The sequence below is a fragment of the Candidatus Poribacteria bacterium genome (assembly GCA_021295715.1).
Classification (GTDB): Bacteria; Poribacteria; WGA-4E; order WGA-4E; family WGA-3G; genus WGA-3G.
In genome coordinates this window covers 61561-79741 of the sequence record JAGWBV010000003.1, presented here as the reverse complement: position 1 = coordinate 79741, position 18181 = coordinate 61561, and the positions used below count along the sequence as shown (strand labels likewise).

General features: G+C 49.2%; 11 protein-coding genes. 6 read left to right on the top strand and 5 right to left on the bottom strand.

The annotated features are described in order from the left end of the window. Positions 1-246: 246 nt before the first annotated feature. From J4G07_01330 to J4G07_01315, 4 genes are all read left to right on the top strand, one after another. Positions 247-3633 carry a transglutaminase family protein gene (locus J4G07_01330; protein ID MCE2412623.1) on the top strand — a complete coding sequence of 1129 codons (3387 nt, stop codon included), beginning with the start codon at positions 247-249 and terminating at the stop codon, positions 3631-3633. 140 nt (positions 3634-3773) lie between these two features. Further along, positions 3774-6479 carry a circularly permuted type 2 ATP-grasp protein gene (locus J4G07_01325; GenBank protein ID MCE2412622.1) on the top strand — a complete coding sequence of 902 codons (2706 nt, stop codon included), beginning with the start codon at positions 3774-3776 and terminating at the stop codon, positions 6477-6479. A gap of 115 nt (positions 6480-6594) precedes the next feature. After that, the gene (locus tag J4G07_01320) at positions 6595-7494 is read left to right on the top strand and encodes a transglutaminase family protein (protein ID MCE2412621.1); all 900 of its coding nucleotides are present in this window, start codon (positions 6595-6597) and stop codon (positions 7492-7494) included. Positions 7495-7681: 187 nt separating this feature from the next. Beyond that, on the top strand, positions 7682-7966 hold the full coding sequence (locus J4G07_01315) for a nucleotide pyrophosphohydrolase (GenBank protein MCE2412620.1): 285 nt from the start codon (positions 7682-7684) through the stop codon (positions 7964-7966). A 13-nt stretch (positions 7967-7979) separates the two neighbouring features. On the opposite strand, the gene J4G07_01310 is transcribed toward J4G07_01315, so the two are convergent. From J4G07_01310 to gap, 5 genes are all read right to left on the bottom strand, one after another. Continuing rightward, a complete protein-coding gene (locus J4G07_01310) occupies positions 7980-9260 on the bottom strand; it encodes a glucuronate isomerase (GenBank protein ID MCE2412619.1) in 1281 nt (426 codons plus the stop codon). Positions 9261-9382: 122 nt separating this feature from the next. Further along, complete coding sequence (locus J4G07_01305; GenBank protein ID MCE2412618.1) at positions 9383-10429, bottom strand: Gfo/Idh/MocA family oxidoreductase; 1047 nt, start codon at positions 10427-10429, stop codon at positions 9383-9385. Positions 10430-11082: 653 nt separating this feature from the next. Then, positions 11083-11502, bottom strand: coding sequence for a preprotein translocase subunit SecG (gene secG, locus J4G07_01300; GenBank protein ID MCE2412617.1), 420 nt, complete (start codon positions 11500-11502; stop codon positions 11083-11085). A 134-nt stretch (positions 11503-11636) separates the two neighbouring features. Then, positions 11637-12401, bottom strand: a complete 765-nt coding sequence (tpiA, locus tag J4G07_01295; protein MCE2412616.1) for a triose-phosphate isomerase — start codon at positions 12399-12401, stop codon at positions 11637-11639. A gap of 11 nt (positions 12402-12412) precedes the next feature. Beyond that, positions 12413-13417 (bottom strand): type I glyceraldehyde-3-phosphate dehydrogenase, encoded by a 1005-nt coding sequence (gene gap, locus J4G07_01290; GenBank protein MCE2412615.1) that lies wholly within the window; start codon positions 13415-13417, stop codon positions 12413-12415. A gap of 398 nt (positions 13418-13815) precedes the next feature. Here gap and J4G07_01285 point away from each other — a divergent pair, with 398 nt between their 5' ends. Both J4G07_01285 and J4G07_01280 read left to right on the top strand, forming a co-directional pair. Further along, the gene (locus J4G07_01285) at positions 13816-14637 is read left to right on the top strand and encodes an RNA methyltransferase (GenBank protein MCE2412614.1); all 822 of its coding nucleotides are present in this window, start codon (positions 13816-13818) and stop codon (positions 14635-14637) included. Positions 14638-14721: 84 nt separating this feature from the next. Then, a complete protein-coding gene (locus tag J4G07_01280) occupies positions 14722-17847 on the top strand; it encodes a fused MFS/spermidine synthase (protein ID MCE2412613.1) in 3126 nt (1041 codons plus the stop codon). Positions 17848-18181: the final 334 nt, after the last annotated feature.

Genomic DNA, 18181 nt, shown 5'->3' with positions numbered 1-18181 from the left:
GTTCAAGTGGGTAGGCAGACACGCAATCTTGCGATTACGCTTGAACTGTCTGCCAAACTGATGCTATAATTATACAATATTTTGGACGAAATGTCAAGTGTTTTTTAATGGTAAACCTATATGCCGTCTACATCCCGCAAGCTAAAGCATGGGGATTTGACGGGGAATGTTAAATTTACCTTGGGGATAGCCGATTGCCATTCTTACCGCAAGGTATAATTAAAATCCGCAAGGTGTAATTAAAAGATGGCTATCCATGTAGCAATCAACCACAAATCTCTGTATCGCTATGATCGGCTTGTCAACCTGTCTCCACACGTTTTTCGGTTGAGACCTGCGGTCCACTGCCGCACACCGATTGAAGCGTATTCACTCAGAATCGAACCTGAGAATCATTTTATTAACTGGCAGCAGGATCCATTCGGTAATTATCAGGCTCGTGTTGTTTTCTTGGAACCCACGCGTGCTTTGTCAGTTGAAGTCGATCTTGTTGCGGATATGACCATCATCAATCCGTTCGATTTTTTCCTGGAAACGAGTGCCGAACACTATCCATTCACTTACGACGCGCAGCTCAAAGAGGAATTAGCCCCTTTCCTTGAGATCAAAGAAAATGGTCCCCTGCTTACAGCTTGGTTAGAAGATGTTCCACGGACGAAGCAGGAAACGAATGATTTTCTCGTTGACATTAACCAACGCCTATGGAAAGATGTAAAGTACACGATTCGGATGGAACCGGGTGTCCAATCCTGTGAAGAGACGTTAGAAAAGCAGATCGGTTCATGCCGGGATACGGGTTGGTTGCTCGTTCAGATTTTACGCCACCTTGGCTTAGCCGCTCGGTTTGTCTCTGGATACCTCGTCCAACTTGTTGCGGATCAAAAACCTGTAGACGGACCCGCCGGTCCACCCCAAGACTTTACCGATTTACATGCTTGGTGCGAGGTTTACGCACCCGGTGCAGGCTGGGTAGGGTTGGATCCTACGTCCGGCTTATTTGCAGGCGAAGGGCATATTCCGTTGGCGTGTGTGCCGGATCCGGTGAGTGCGGCACCCGTCACTGGCTATACAGATCCGTGTGAAACAGAATTTACCTATAGCAACACCGTCCAGCGTATCCATGAAGACCCGCGCGTGACAAAACCTTACACGGAAACGCAGTGGGCTCATATTAATGGCCTCGGACAGCAGGTTGACGAAGATATAATTCGGAACGACATTCGACTGACAATGGGCGGTGAACCTACTTTTGTATCCATTGATGACACGGAAGGTGAGGAATGGGATACCGAGGCGGACAGTCCGAGGAAAAGGGAATTGGGAGCAGGACTTTTACTGCGTTTGCGCGATAGTTTCGGACCCGGTGGCGCGCTCTATTATGGACAAGGAAAATGGTACCCCGGCGAGCCGTTACCCCGTTGGAAGTTCGGGTGTTTTTGGCGGAAGGACGGGGTCCCCGTTTGGCGAAACGATAAGCTTCTCGCCGAACCACATAAAGACTATGGTTTCGGTGCTCAAGATGCCGAGAGATTCGTGCACCACCTCGTCAAACGCTTGGGACTCTTGCCCGATCAAATAGTCCCCGCTTATGAAGACGCGTTTTTTTTCCTTTGGACGGAAGAGAGACTTCCTGTCAACATTGATCCGCTTGAATTTGATTTCAAGGAAGCTTCCGAACGACACCGACTCGCGCAACTTCTACAGACTGACACGCTCGGGGAACCGATCGGGTACGCGCTACCGCTCCGTTGGGATCTTGTAGCTAATGTTTGGGAGAGTTGTTCGTGGCGTTTTAGGGGTGGACGCATGTTCTTAACCCCCGGTGATTCATCTATCGGGTTACGTCTACCCTTGGAGTCTTTAGAGTGGGTGCCGGAGGAACAGCAGGAGATAGTTTACGAACGCGACCCTCTGGAGCCATGCGAGGAAAGTTTGGAGGTATTGGGCGCAGACCACACGGAAGACACACCTGCAACTGAAAATAGAGATACACAAACTCAGAAGTCACGCGATCACAATCATCGTGATGGCGCGCTTCCGCCGATTTTTCAAACAGCTCTGTGCATTGAACCGCGGGACGGACGATTGCACATTTTTATGCCCCCTTTGACGCATGTAGAGCATTATCTGCAGCTTCTTGAGGCAACTGAGGCGACTGCCGAAGCGTTGAACATGCCGGTGATTCTCGAAGGATATGAGATTCCGCATGATTCTCGGATTGAATCCTTAGACGTGACACCCGATCCAGGCGTGGTTGAGGTGAACATTCATCCGGCGAAAAATTGGGAGGAAGTGGTCCAGAATACCACGACCCTTTACGAACAAGCGCGGTTAGAAGGACTTGGTGCTGAGAAATTCATGTTGGACGGTAGGCACATGGGAACCGGTGGCGGCAATCATATTGTAGTTGGTGGTGCTACTCCTGCGGATAGTCCATTTCTGAGGCGACCGGATTTACTGAGAAGTCTTATCACCCACTGGCAACATCACCCCAGTTTGTCTTATCTCTTTTCCGGTACATTTATTGGACCCACGAGTCAGGCACCTCGAGTGGACGAAGGACGTGATGAACAACTCTATGAACTTGAGGTCGCTTTTGAACAGATGCCGTCTGTGGAAATGATCGGTGATGCTGAAGATGTTCCACCTTGGTTGGTAGACAGGTTGCTGAGACACCTTATGGTAGATCTCACGGGGAATACGCATCGTGCGGAATTCTGTATTGATAAACTCTATTCCCCTGATTCAGCAAGTGGAAGACTCGGACTGCTTGAGCTTCGGGCTTTCGAGATGCCACCGCATGCACAGATGAGCATTGTGCAGATGCTGTTAGTGCGCGCATTAATCGCCAAATTCTGGAAGACCCCTTACAAGGGGAAACTCGTGCGCTGGGGGACAGAATTGCATGACCGATTCATGCTGTATCACTACGTTCGGGCTGATATACAGGAGGTCATTACCGAACTGCAAGAGGCTGGTTATCCGTTTGAGATGGCATGGTTGGATCCATTTTTTGAATTCCGTTTCCCGAAGTTAGGCAGTGTGAATATACGAGATATTGAAATCGAATTGAGGATGGCGATTGAACCGTGGCATGTGTTGGGCGAGGAGGTTACCCGAGCAGGTACCTCACGTTTTGTTGATTCATCTGTTGAAAGGCTTCAGGTGAGAGTATCTGGATTGACGGACTCCCGATACATTGTGACGTGCAACGGGCGTCGTTTAATTCTTCACAATACAGGGACACATGGGGAATACGTTGGTGGAGTGCGCTATCGTGCATGGCAACCCCCATCAGCATTGCATCCAACTATCGGTATACACTCACCGCTTGTGTTTGACATCATTGACACGTGGAACGGTCGTTCAATCGGAGGTTGCACCTATCATGTCTCGCATCCGGGTGGGCGGCACTACGACACCTTCCCTGTCAACGCCTACGAGGCGGAATCCCGACGCGTGAATCGGTTCGGGACTGACGGACATACGCCGAGCGTTATGCAACCGCCTCCGGTTTCGGCATCAACCGGAGAGTTTTCTCCAGCAGGGAATCCGCCGGGTCCGATGGTCGTTCCACCGGAAGAAACAAATGCCGAATATCCGTACACATTGGATCTCCGTAGAAACTCTTGACATGGTGCCAGATGTGGAGCCACAAGGTAGTTTGCAAGTTAAGAAGTTAGGAAGTTGCAAGAGGGTTTAATCGCTTCTGACCATTTTACAACTTTGAAATTTTAGACCCTTGGAAACTTTACAATTTTATCAGGACAGATATGGAAAATTGGAAGGTGATTGACGATAGTTATAACACCGCTCATTCCGCTGACTTGCCTTATGGAAGTACAGGCGACTTTCCGACTGGACAGATTGATGAAATGCTGAACCGGGATGGACGGATCAATCCGCACTGGCACGCCTTTGTGCAGGCACTCGACACCTTAGGACTCGCAGAGATGGAATCTCGCGACAACGAGGTGAAACGCCTGCTCCGTGAGAATGGTGTTACTTACGTCTTACACGGGGAGCAGCACGGACATCGTCCATGGGAACTTGATCCCATTCCATTTATCATCTCGAACACTGACTGGCAAACGATCTCTAATGGACTTACCCAACGTGCGGAACTGCTGAACCTGATTTTGAACGATCTCTACGGGGAACGCACCTTGATCAAAGATGGGGTGATACCACCGGAAGTGGTTTATGCACATGCAGGGTTTTTACGGGCGTGTGTCGGACTTGCTTCCTCTGGATTCCCATTCCTGCTGAATTATGCCGCCGATTTGGCACGCGGACCAGATGGCAATATATGGATACTCAGTGATCGGGCACAAGCACCATCAGGTGCCGGTTACGCGCTCGAAAACCGTACCGTTCTTGCGCGAGCACTGCCGAATTTCTTTGGCGAAGTCGGCGTTCATCGACTCTCCTTTTTCTTCCGTGCACTCCAAAACAGTGTGGCAGATCTGCAATATCAACTCGAAAGTGCCATCCGTATCGCGCCGCACCAGGCAGAAAATCCGCACGTCGTTGTACTCACCCCTGGTCCCCTCAACGAAACTTACTTTGAGCATGCCTATCTCGCGAATTACCTCGGTTATACTTTAGTCCAAGGTGACGATTTGACGGTGTGGGATGGACGGGTCTGGCTAAAATCACTTGACGGTTTACGTCCCGTCGATATCATCCTGCGCCGAGTAGACGACACCTTCTGTGACCCGTTGGAACTCCGACAAGATTCGCAACTTGGCGTTGCCGGCTTACTGGAAGCAATTCGACAGGGAAACGTGATCGTGATAAACCCACCCGGCAGCGGTGTTTTGGAAAATCCGGGGTTGATGCCCTTCCTGCCGGGCATCTCAAAGCACTTGATGGGCGAAGACCTCCGTCTCCCATCTGTTGCAACATGGTGGTGTGGGGAACCGAAGCAGCGGGAATATGTGTTGGCGAACCTTGAAAAGTTGGTTATTAAAACCATTCACCGTCAACCAGGGGAAGGACCGCTGTTTGGGATGCAGCTTAGCAAGGCGGCACTTGACACACTCCGTATCCAGATTAATGCAAATCCGCACTTGTATGTCGGACAGGAACATATTCACTTATCGACAACACCTTCGTTGATTGAAGGGAAACTTGAACCACGCCGCGCAATCCTCCGTTGTTTTCTATTTGCTGAAAAAGAGGGCTACGCCGTGATGCCCGGTGCACTCACGCGTTGTGCCGGAGACAGAGGTGAGTTGACGATCTCAATCCAAGATGGTGGTGTTAGTAAGGATACTTGGGTGCTCGCTTCAGAACCTGAGCCGCATGTCAGTTTATGGCAGCGGCGTATCACTGAGGTGCGGGGTCCTGCTTCTACGAATCCTGCTGGATTGTCGAGTCGGGCAGCTGAAAACCTGTTCTGGGTCGGTCGCTATGCGGAACGCGCCGAGGGACAGGCACGTCTCCTCCGAATTATGTTGGATAAGGTCAAGATGAGCCAGATGGGTTTGGAGACTTCGACTTTAGGCGAGGTGCCACCGTCCACTGTTTTCACGGAGATTGTTGGCGAAGATGCGAGAGAGGTTTCTGAACTTGCGTACCTCCGTAGTATGCTTCGTTCTCTCACGGGTTTAAGGTCGTCTCACCCCGGTTTTGTCAGAAAAGACGAACAATCACTGGAAAGCGAACTCCTTTCCATCATGCGGGATACAGAAAACAGCGGGAGTCTCGTGTCAACGCTTCAGGCACTCCTTAGTGCGGCGTATGCTGTCCGAGATCGCTGGTCCACCGATACGTGGCGTGTGATGAACAATATTGAGGATTTATGCGCCGCACTTGATAGACGTATGCCCAAAGAAGGCGACACAGACGCACAGATACTAACGGATTTTATCTTACAAGACACAGAATTGGCTGCACTCGATCAGCTCATGATTTTTCTTTCAGCATTAAGCGGACTTAACGCCGAGAGCATGACCCAAACGATCGGCTGGATCAGCATGGATATGGGGCGGCGTATTGAACGTGCGATGCTTCTGATTGTGCTGTGTCGTTCCAGTCTCGTCGCAGTGCAAGATGAATGGATCGAACGACTCCTACTTGAATCTGTTCTCGCTGCGGCTGAAAGTTTGATCACGTATCGCAGTCGATATCGCGCAGCACTTCACTTTCCAACTGTTCTTGAATTGCTACTTCTCGATGAACACAATCCACGCTCACTTCTATATCAATTAAAACGGCTTGAGGAACAAATCCGTGTGCTTCCGAGAGAAAAACTCGGCTATCGACTCAGCGAGGAAGAACAACTCATTTTGGAGGCACTAACGCAGTTGCAGCTTTCCGATACAGTGGAACTCTCGGAACGTTCGGAGCATACAACACAACGTAGAGGATTAGAAAAACTCTTGGTCCGGCTCGCGCAGATAATGATTGCTATCTCCGATGTCCTGACGCAGACCTATTTCAGTCACGTCCAAGGACCCCAGCAGCTTTTTTAGAATAGCCATTAGCGGTCAGTAATCAGCACGCTAACTGCGTTCGCTTTCAGTCGTCAGCAAAGAAAGATGCGTCTTTACTGACTGCCAGTGGCTGATAACTGACAGCCATTAAAATATGAACTACAAGATTATTCACAAAACCGAATACAGTTACAGCGACTCGGTGAACCTCTGTTACAACGAAGCGCGCTTGACGCCTCGAAGTTTTGTGCATCAACACTGTAGCAATAGTCAATTCGTTGTCGATCCCGAACCTGGGGCGTGCCGAGAACGCCAGGATTTCTTCGGAAATACCGTCTACTATTTCACAATCCAGCAGCCGCATCGGGAACTCACCGTTACAGTTACGAGTCATGTGCAAGTCAGTGGCAGAGAGATGCAATTAGATTTCGCCGAACATTTGGCTTGGGAAGAGATACGCCAGCGGATACACACAGATATGGATCCAGAGGTTCTGGAGTTGCGACAGTACATCCTCGACTCCCCAATGATTCCGATGATGTCTGAACTCCAGACTTATGCTGAGAAGTCATTTGCCAAAGAACGACCCCTCCTTGAAGCGGTTGAAGAGTTAACCACTCGCCTCTACACTGACTTCACTTATGACCCGAATTTCACAACAATCGCGACACCGTTGGCGGATGTGATACGGCACCGGCGAGGGGTCTGTCAAGATTTTGCGCATCTCGGTATTGGCTGTCTACGGGCGTTGGGGCTTGCTGCCCGTTATGTCAGCGGGTATATTGAAACCGATCCACCACCCGACCAGGCCCGGTTAGTAGGTGCTGATGCATCCCATGCATGGTTTTCGGTCTATCTTCCGCAACTTGGCTGGGTAGATTTCGATCCAACAAATAACCAAAAACCGATAGATCGACATATCACAATTGCGTGGGGACGAGATTACTCGGATGTAACACCGCTGAAGGGCGTTATTTTTGGAAGTGGTACACATGAATTGTCCGTTTCGGTCGATTGCCAACGGTTTTTAAATAATTCGCAAGACGGTCAATGAAAGGATTTTTAATCTGTGTGCCTCTGGACTGCTCTGCATTCCATTATGAGTAGGTTTTTGGTCAAACCGCAACGGATTTGCGGGTTTGTAACGAACACGAAGCCTGCAACAACGGCGCAGGCGACTCTATACGGAAGCACGTGAAGCCCCGAAACCGTGGCACTTAACCGCAAGGTAAAATTAAAAAATGAGAATTGAAGCGTTTCAGAAACAGATTGAAGATATCTACTACACACGCGATGCTGAGCGTGGCGTGCCACTAACCTTTACATGGTTCGTTGAAGAGGTGGGCGAGTTAGCGAAAGAGATCCGCAAGCAACCACAAGACATAACGCGGCTCCATGAGGAGTTTGCCGATGTTTTTGCATGGCTCGCTACATTAGCAAGCCTGCTCGGTATCTCTCTTGAGGATGCCGCGAAAATCTACGCAGAGGGTTGCCCGAAGTGCAGCGAAACCCCCTGTTGTTGTTAACCCGTAAGTGAACTTAGTTCCCATTCAGAAATCGCTCGAAATTCCCGCCGAACAGGTTATTGACATCGCGTTCAATTTCTGCTGAAGTCAGTGTCCACCCGACATCAAGGACTGTCTGATATTTTTCTACCAAAACGTCTGCGATAATTCGTCGTGAGTGTTTCCACTTATAGAGGAGTTGATCCAAAATTCTCGCATCCGAGTGTTGCGGGATGACGCTCAAACCGAGCAATTCAATCCGTTCTCGTGTGATCTCCTCAATGACGCTCGGATTGTTCATAAACCACCAACATCCGAATATCATTAGATTTTTGAATTTTCGTCCGATCACACACAACTCGTGCTGATTTTCACGCGATAGGAGTGTAACGAGAAACTTATTATCAGGATTTTCACGGAGTAGTGTTTCCAGACTTGTCAAGTCTGCCTTTCCACTTCCATCGCCTGCCATCTGAAGTTGTGGATTAACCGCACGCTTCACGCCGATCATGAGTGCGAATGGAACGTTAAATTCACGGGAGATCGGTAATATACAGTTGTCAAACAACCGTCCGAGAACACCATCATCGGGGTATTGGAAATCCGGTGGGAGAGAGACCGCCATGTACTTCGGGTTCATTCGTTGAATCCACGTCTCTAAAAATCGGCGAATTTCTTTGTAGGTTTTTTTCGTTGATAGACTCGGATCGACATCGTAGCCGAGACCGCGAAGATGTTCATAACCGACTTCTTCGTAGGTGTTGATGAGGACATCCATTCGGAGAGCCGCTTCAAACCGCGTGTCGCCAGTGTCGCCGGATTGCCATACGGGTGCTTCTGCCGAATCGAACGGATCGTTCGTCATCACCACTTTAGAGACTTTCGCGCGTTCAAAGACGGTGTCAATAAAAGCCTCGACGGTCGTATCCGCAAAATAGTCGCGATAGTCCTGTAGGTTTCGCGATCCGACATCCAAGCCTAACGCATCTAAAGTTGTCACGACACCGCGGCACGCCTCGCTCAATGGTGAATTCTCAATGAACAATGTTTGCCAGATCAATTCCGCTTGTTCCGTCTGTGACATCGCCCAAAATTGTTGGTATGAGACGTCAGCGTTGCGGAACACTTCAGCGATGAGGTAGTGGTAGGTCAGCAGTTCATCAATTCCCCATAGCAATAACTCACCGAACGGAGGACTAAAGAGGTGTGTGTGGATATCTGTGACACTTTGAGTGTCCACAGCATCTAAAACGGTGGTTTTTAGTTCTTCTGTAGTAGCAATTTTCTGTGCATGGTTCGATTCAGAAACGTTCATCGTATCCTCTCCTGTAACAAAATCAACTAAAAAAACGGACGTTGATTCCTTCTAACTCTTTCTGTATGAATTCTCGACAGTCGTCAATTGACTTGAGGAACGGGTGGTTCTTCGTTTCGATGTCAAGATTTTGGACATATTATTACCCCAGTTTCGTTTTCAGGCGTAGCAAAAACAGACTTAAACTTCGGATATTTCAATCCCCATTGAGATCTGATAGTATCCATAGTCCTCATGATGGATAGAGACTCATCCAGTGGCATCACATCGCTTTCAAGTTTCCCTTCCCGGAGACAGTTGATAACCTCCATTGCTTGGTTCTCGAAGCCGTTGCTTTTGAACGGGATTTCGATGTGGACAGGATCCCTTCCGGTCCGAGTGAGCGTTGCAGAAGTCGCTTGCCAGAATTCAGGAATATGTATTGACCCCTTGGTTCCGGTGATGCGTGCCTCGCTTGGGGTCTCGGTTCTGATGGCGCAGAATAGGTTGGCGATTTGCCCAGCATCGTAGCCTAACAGGATAGAGGCTTGTTCGTCCACATCGGTTTCCCCGATGTGTGCGAGACTTCTGATTTGAGCGGGCGCGCCAAATACCATGGATGCCAGCGCGATCGTATAGACCCCAACGTCCAGGAGTCCGCCACCGCCGAGTTCTGGATTGAAGAGCCTGCCTTCGAGGATCTCAGTGCTCAGTGTCTGACGAGAGGCTTTGTCTGCTGTTAGTAGACGCGGTTCGCCTATGGCACCCTCGGCTAACCATTCCTGAACTTTAACGATTACGGGAAGAAAGCGGGTCCACATGGCTTCCATCAGAAATTGGTTATTTTGCCGTGCGCATACGATCAGTTCTTCAGCTTGTTTCGCGTCTACAGTGAGAGGCTTTTCACATAGAACCGCTTTTCCGGCTTCCAGACAGAACATTGCACACTCTTTGTGAAAGGGATGTGGTGTTGCCACGTAAATAACATCTACTTCAGGGTTGTGGGCAAGATCGGCGTAATTCCCGTGTCTGTGTGGAATACGAAACTTATTCCCAAATGCGTTGGCTCTTTGGAGGTCTCGAGAGCCGACAGCCGTAATTTCTGTATCGGGAATCGCTTTCAATGCAGTGGCGAGTTTCTGTGAAATGGTGCCGGGACCCAGTATGCCCCATCTTGTTTTCCCTTGCATCTGCGGTTCCTTTGCAATATTCAGGAAGAAGATTCTGGCGAAATCTTACTGGTGATAAAATTAACAACTTCCTCGGGGGAGTGTTTTCCAAATCGAACGTAAACACCGCGGAAGTTTTCAAGGCGTGTCGGATGAGCAAACGGGCTGAGCAATACTCCGTTCGCGTCAACATAGAAGCTGCGAAATGTTTCCCAAGATCGCTCCAGTCTATAGCAGCAGCTTGTGATGATAAGTTTATCTGCTTCACAGTGGTGGTGAAACGGGAGAAAATATTTATAGAGCGATCCGAGTAGGAAAGTGGCAGACAGCAGGGCGATGTGAATTGATTGGAAACCCCAATAGATGCCGATGAAAAGAAAGGTTAGAAAAGCCCCTAATAAAATGGATTTGCGCCAATTCTCAACGAGTGGATGTACCGTCCATGAAAGCGTTTTTGTAATTTTCCTTACGGTTCGGTCAGGTCGGTTTCAGGTTTGACGTTCCTTTCCGTATATCCGCCCTCCATTATATTACGGGCTATGTGCTTTGGTTTACCCAAGACAGCAGCCTGCAACAATACGCAGAAACACCCAAGCAAAAACACGTAGGCGGATTTGATCAACGCACGTCAAAGTCCAAACGCCCGTTGTTACTCCGCAAGAAATAATTAAAAACTACTCTGTGTTGTCAGTGGTACCACTATCGAGTTCTGTCTTTGATGCGTCGTCGGCTGTGCCTCCGCTGCCTCCATCTGTAGTCACTTCAATGCTTCCTTCGCCTGTAGTGTCAACAGGTTCGGTAGTGGCTTCTTGTGTTGTTTCCTGTTCGAGCGGTGTGAGTTCACCACCCCTATCTTCGCCGTAGAAACGCATCAGGAACAGTGAGATAACCATGAACCCGATAGCAAGCCATGTCGTCAGTTTACCTAGGAAGGTTGCTGCACCGCGTCCTCCGAGAACAGACTGCATTTCGGCACCACCAAATGCGCTCGATGAAAGTCCTTCACCCTTGCTGTCCTGTAACAAAATGATTAGCGTCAAGACGACGCAGACCGGTACGAAGAGAAATACTACGAAACCAATAATAATTTCCATCTGATCCTTTCCTCCTAATAGGTAGCAATCGGCTATCGGCTATCAGTAAAGAGCGAATTGTAACAATCTTTTCCAAAGTGGAGAACTCCAAGAAGGGGTGAGTTGCTACAAGTAACCTCTTAACTGACTGCTGATTACTGACTGCTGATTGCTCTTTTCACGATTCCCGCGAACGATTCTGCCTCAAGACTTGCCCCGCCAACGAGTGCACCATCCACATCGGGCTGCGCCATGAGTTCTGCTGTATTCTCCGGTTTAACGCTGCCACCGTATTGAATGCATATCTGCGACGCGACTTCTGCCGAATACCCTTTCGTTAGCAAGCCTCGAATGAAGTTATGGACTTTCTGTGCTTGATCAGGTGTAGCGGTTTTTCCAGTGCCAATTGCCCAAACTGGCTCATAAGCGATAATGCAGGACGAAAGGTCAGCGTCGGATAAGCCCGCAATACCGCCCTTAACGTGGCTCTCAATCACCGTTTCTGTGTGTCCGGCTTCCCGTTCTTCGAGTTGCTCACCGACGCAGATGATTGGCTTTAAGCCGTGTGCTAACGCTGCTTTCACCTTTTGGTTGACGCTGTCGTGCGTTTCACCGAAATATTGCCGCCGTTCCGAATGTCCGATAATGACGTAATCACACCCTGCATCTTTCAACATTGGGACAGAGACTTCGCCAGTAAAGGCACCGCTGTCCTCCCAATAGGCATCTTGGGCGGCGAGACGAATGTTGCTACCCGCTATGGCATCACTGACAGCGGAGAGTGCAGTAAACGGCGGTGCAACAATGATGTCAACGTCCGTGGCATCCGCAACGGATGCCTTTAACGCCGTTGCGAGTGCGACCGCCTCTGAAATGGTTTTGTTCAGTTTCCAATTTCCCGCAATGATAGGTGTTCTCATAGTCCTTCCCATTAAAGTGTCTTAGCGACGAGTTCGACAAGACGGTTGGAGTAACCCCACTCGTTATCATACCAGGAAAGGACTTTGATTAATCCATCTTCAATCACTTTGGTGAAGGGTGCGTCGAGAACAGAGGAGAGTTTGTTCCCGTTGAAATCCGATGAAACGAGGTCGAGTTCGGAATAACCGAGGATTCCATCCAAGTTACCCACTGCTGCTTCTTTCAGTGATGCGTTGACCGCTTCGGCACTCGGTCTCTTCTTGAGATCGACGGTGAGATCGACCACGGAGACGTTCGGTGTCGGGACACGGATTGCGAATCCATCGAGTTTGCCGTTCAATTCTGGCAGAACTTTTCCAACAGCAACAGCGGCACCGGTCGTCGTCGGAATCATCGAGAGCGTTGCCGCACGTGCGCGGCGCATATCGGAATGTGGGAAGTCGTGAACCCGCTGGTCGCCAGTATAAGCATGAACGGTTGTCATTAAGCCGCTCTCAATTCCAAATGCTTCATGCAAGACCTTTGCAACGGGGGCGAGGCAGTTCGTCGTACACGAAGCGTTAGAGATAACATGATGTTCCGATTTGTCATATTTATCGTCGTTAACACCGATCACAATTGTGATGTCCTCACCCTTCGCGGGGGCGGAGATGACCACTTTTTTCGCACCGCCGGAAGTGATGTGTTTTTCAGCGTCTTCCCGCTCAGTGAAGAAACCGGTGGATTCGATAACGACATCTACACCGAGTTCACCCCACGGTAGGTTACCAGGGTCCCGTTCGGCAAGAACACGTATCTCTTTTCCATTTACCACCAATCCATTATCTGTGACAGCGATGTCATCGGACAAGATGCCGTGAATGGAGTCGTACTCGAGAAGGTGTGCGAGTGTTTCCGGGTTTGTCAAGTCGTTGATAGCCACGAAGTCTATATCTAACGCGGGGTTCTGTAATGCTGCTCGAAAGGCGTTCCTACCAATCCGACCAAAACCATTAATACCTACTTTAGTTGACATAAGACAGATAGATTCCTTCGTATATATTGTTTTGTTCTGAAAAGTTTCAAAAACGTTAGCACGTCATGGAATGGAGTGCGGATTTAAGAAGCGCATCTAAGAGTTCTGAACGCACATCATTTTTCCGCAAGGTAAAATTAAAAAGCCGTTACAGGGCTTTCTCCTAACAGCAAGTTTTAAAAACCTGCAAGCCATACAAGTACAGACGAACATACGGGGCTATTCACGATATAGGCTTGCAAGCGATGCCCCTTGATTTGTTATTATCCGAATTTCACAATTTAAGCCTTTTTAATTATACCTTAAAGTGAAGTAAATTGCAAGCGCGTTGTTAAGTCCACAGCCGTTCTAAAGCAATTCCACTTGACAATTCGGGAGGTTTCAGATACCCTATTGATATGTCAACAAACACCGACACAAAAACGATTCAACCCACCGGAAGTTTCCGTGCCATTCCTGTTGCGGTACCAGAGAATCTCACTAATATCCGAGTTATCCTCTTTGAACCGCGTGAGCCGGGAAACATCGGCTCTGTCGCCAGAGTTGTAAAGGGAATGGGACTCTCACAACTCTATCTCGTGAATCCAGTCCCGTTTCGCGATGTCGATGCGGCGTGGTATATGGCGCACGGCGCGAAGGATATTCTTGAAAATTGCCACGTTGTTCCTGAACTCAAAGATGCACTCGAGGGTATCCAATATTTGGTAGGGACGACGCACCGTCGCCGAGATGTCCGCCTACCACAGCCCGTCCCTGCCAGAGAAGCCGCAGAGACGATTGCCACAATTTCGCAAGACAAACAGGTCGCGCTGCTGTTTGGACGTGAAGATTTCGGTTTGTCCACCGATCAGATAAGTCTCTGCCAATTGACTGCGAGTGTGCCGATGGCTACAAAGAACCCTTCTCTGAATTTAGCGCAGGCAGTCCAAATCTTTGCCTATGAAGTCTTCACTGCAAGCCTCAACGAATACCCTCTCTCTGAGATTGATTATGCCGAAGTGAATGCCTTGGAAGAGTTCTATGAGCGCGTGACCCGTTTGCTGGATAAGGTCGAAGTGACTCCGTATAACGAGGATTGGGAGACGTATCTGAAATCCTTACGACGTGTCTTTTCCCGTGCCCCGTTGGAAGCGCGGGACATCGCTACGTTGGACATGATTTTCTCTACAACCTTTCGGTACATTGAACGATTGGAGAAGAAGGTAGAGGATTCTACTTGAAATTCAGGGGTTGGTTGACGTATCATATATGTAAAGAACCTGAGTAGTCTTGTAATGATGAAGTGTTTATAGCGTGGACAAAAAATGCGATACATCAAGCCCATCGTTTGGCTCATCTTTATCTTCTCCGGTGCCAGTGGACTCATCTATCAAGTCATCTGGATGCGGCAACTCACGCTCATCTTTGGGAGTACTGTTTTTGCAACGAGTACCGTTCTGACAGCCTTTATGGCAGGACTCGCACTCGGCAGTTATTACTTCGGTCGGAAAATTGACGAAAGCACACAGTCTCCGCTACGACTCTACGCGCTTCTGGAAGCCGGCATTGGTGCTTTCTGCCTTGTGTGGCCCCTCATTTTAACGGCACTTGGCGCGATCTATGTGCTGATCCATCGCAACGTCACATCAGAATTCTATACCCTCTCACTGATTCGATTCGTGCTGACATTCGGGGTCATCCTTATTCCCTCTACGATGATGGGGGGCACACTACCAGTGCTAACCCGATTCTTTGTGAAGAGACTGGAACAACTCGGGACGAACATCGGAATCCTGTATGCGTTGAACACTTTCGGTGCCGTTATCGGAACTGTGGCAGCGGGATTTTTCCTGATTGAGGCACTGGGCATCCGATGGACACTCGGTATCGGCATCGCTATTAATTTCGGTGTGGCAGCGATTGCTTTAGCGTTGACACAGAAGGTATCAGGAACAGAAGCGGACGAACCCGCTGAAGAAACACAACAAGCGGAATCTGAAGATGTACCTGATCTACCTGAGAGACAATTGGTGTTATGGGCGATAGGTATCTCCGGGTTCTGTGCGTTGGCGTATGAAGTGTTGTGGACCCGTATCATGGTCTTCTTCCTCGGGAGCACGACGTATGCCTTTGCGACGATGCTTGCGGCGTTCCTGTTCGGCATTGCACTGGGGAGTATGGTGTTTTCGCGCTGGGTCGACCGGATTAAACAACCTGTCGCAGTTTTCGGCATCGTTCAACTCGGTATCGGACTTTTCGCGCTTATCTTGATGCCAGCGTTTGAGGAATTGTACGGGATGAGCCAGGCGTTCCAATCTACCTTCGGTTCGAGTAGATTTTGGGCGTTCTTCTCCTGTTTTCTGGTAATGTGTTTGCCGACGTTTTTGATGGGCGCGAGTTTTCCACTCGTAACGAAGATTTATACCGGCAGCGCACGCCAATTGGGAAGGAGTATTGGAAACGTCTACGCAGTTAACACGGTTGGAAGCATTTTGGGCGCGTTTTGTGCAGGGTTTATCCTCATTCCACTCCTTGGCATCCGCCCGAGCATCGTTTTGACGGTAGTCTTGAACACGGGTATCGGGTGTCTCCTTGTTTTGAGGAGTAGGCAACTCACTGAAACGGGGAAATCGCTCCTACAAGGCGTAGGCGTTGGGATGCCGATTCTCAATGCCGGGTTGGCTGTAATCCTCTTACTTACGGTGAATCAACCGCTCTTTCTCAAGAGTACTATTTTCAAAACGCAGCGTCCCGGCGATACGCTCATTGATTACAACGAAGAGGTGGACGCCACTGTAACAACATTGAAAGATGATGAAGGGGTCTATCGCCTCTATGTAGATACAAATCAAGCGGCGGACGCCTCGCGTTGGGATTCTCCATCGCATCGCGTCATTGCGCACCTACCACTGCTGTTACACCCTCGTCCGAAACAGGCACTCGTTGTTGGGTTCGGTATGGGGCTTACCTCACATTCAATAACACAGCACGGGGTCCGGGTTGATGCGATAGAATTGTCCAGTGGTGTGATTTCCGCTGCACAAAAGCATTTCACGCACGTCAACGGGAATGTGTTTGAAAATCCGCTGTTTAGTTATAAGCTCAACGATGGGCGGAACCATATCCTGATGACGAAGACGAGATACGACATGATCTCAACGGGTATTATCCATCCGCTTGTGAGTGCCGGAAGTTCCAATATCTATACCGCCGATTTTTACCGACTGTGTCGTCGGATTCTCAGTGAGGATGGGATCATGTGCCAGTGGGTACCGTTGCATCGCTTGCCGGAAGCGCATTATAAAATGATTGTGCGCACCTTCATTGAGGTATTCCCGCATACGACGCTCTGGTACAAATACACGCCTGATTTTGTGATTCTCATTGGCACACCTGGACCACTCCGAATTGACTACAAAAACTTCATGGCACGTGCACAGATCGCGAGTATCCGCGAAGGACTTACTGCCGATGACCTCGACGGTCCGTCGCTACTGGATTCATTCATGATGGGACCTGAAACTGTGCGTAAATACGCTGGCGTTGGACCGATTCACACAGACAACCGTCCTCGATTGGAATTCTTCCATGGGGCAGACTTGGTCGGGACGACAATGCAAAACGTTAAAGGGATGTCAGAATATCGCGAACGGGTGCTACCTTATCTTGAAAACTACGGCGCAACACTCGCAGAGAAGCGGGTTATCCGAGAGAGACTCGACACCTACTTCAGAGCTACGCAGCGGTTAATCCGTGGACAGATTGCTTATGCCAGTGGGCAGTACCAGAGTGCAGCATCACTCATGAATGATGCAGTAGAAATCAATCCTGTTGATGAAACAATACGCTATAACTTTGGTGTAGTTGCGGGGTTGATCCGTGAGGGTGAGCAGGAAGAACTCCGACAAATTGAAAAGCAGGTCCAGCAAACGATGGCGCAGAATCCTGATGACATCCAGGGACATCTCCATCTAGCGACGTTGTATGAGATGCAAGGTGAACTTGGAAAGGCAACAAGGGAACTCGAAGAATTACTCAGACGAGATCCTAAAAGATTTGAGGTCTACCTGCTCTTAGGTCCCCTATATGAACGCCAAGAACGATATAAGGATGCCCTTCGGACTTACGAGCGACTTGAACGACAGGAAATAACTTCGCAGTTGCCTGCCCCTATTTTTGCGGCAATGGCGGGTCTCCATTTGCAATTGGGAAATCTGAAGGAAGCTGAAAGATATGGAAAGAAGGGCATCGCCGTAGATGCCAATTCGTGGCGCTCCCATTATATCCTTGGAAACGTTTTCGCCGCCATGAATCAGCCACAGAAACAGATAGAGTCCTACGACAATGCCTTGAAAGTACTTGATGAAATTGTTGGTGTTACCACAGATGCGAGCGATCTATTGAGTGCCAGGGAGCAGATCCAGAGTGAACTTGAGCAGCTTAGAAAATAATATTTGTTTCTGATGTGAATTTCAGAAACGATTCGGTGTTTAATGATACAAAATATCCGTCTTGACCGAACCGCAAGGAATTTTTAAATGTTCGCGAGGCGAGAAATGGGGTGTTTTGTTTATTGAGGATTTCCTCTTATATCCGCCTGTGCCGTTGTTGCAGGCTGCTGTCTTGGATAGAATGAGAAGCCGTAGCCTGTAACATTGTTCCGCAAGCCTCTATAGGAGACCGGCGCTAGTGCTGTGTGTTGAAGGGATTTTCCCTGTAGGGGCAGTCCCTTGTGGCTGCCCACATCCATCATTTTAGGAGTGACACAGCACTAGGAGGGCGGAT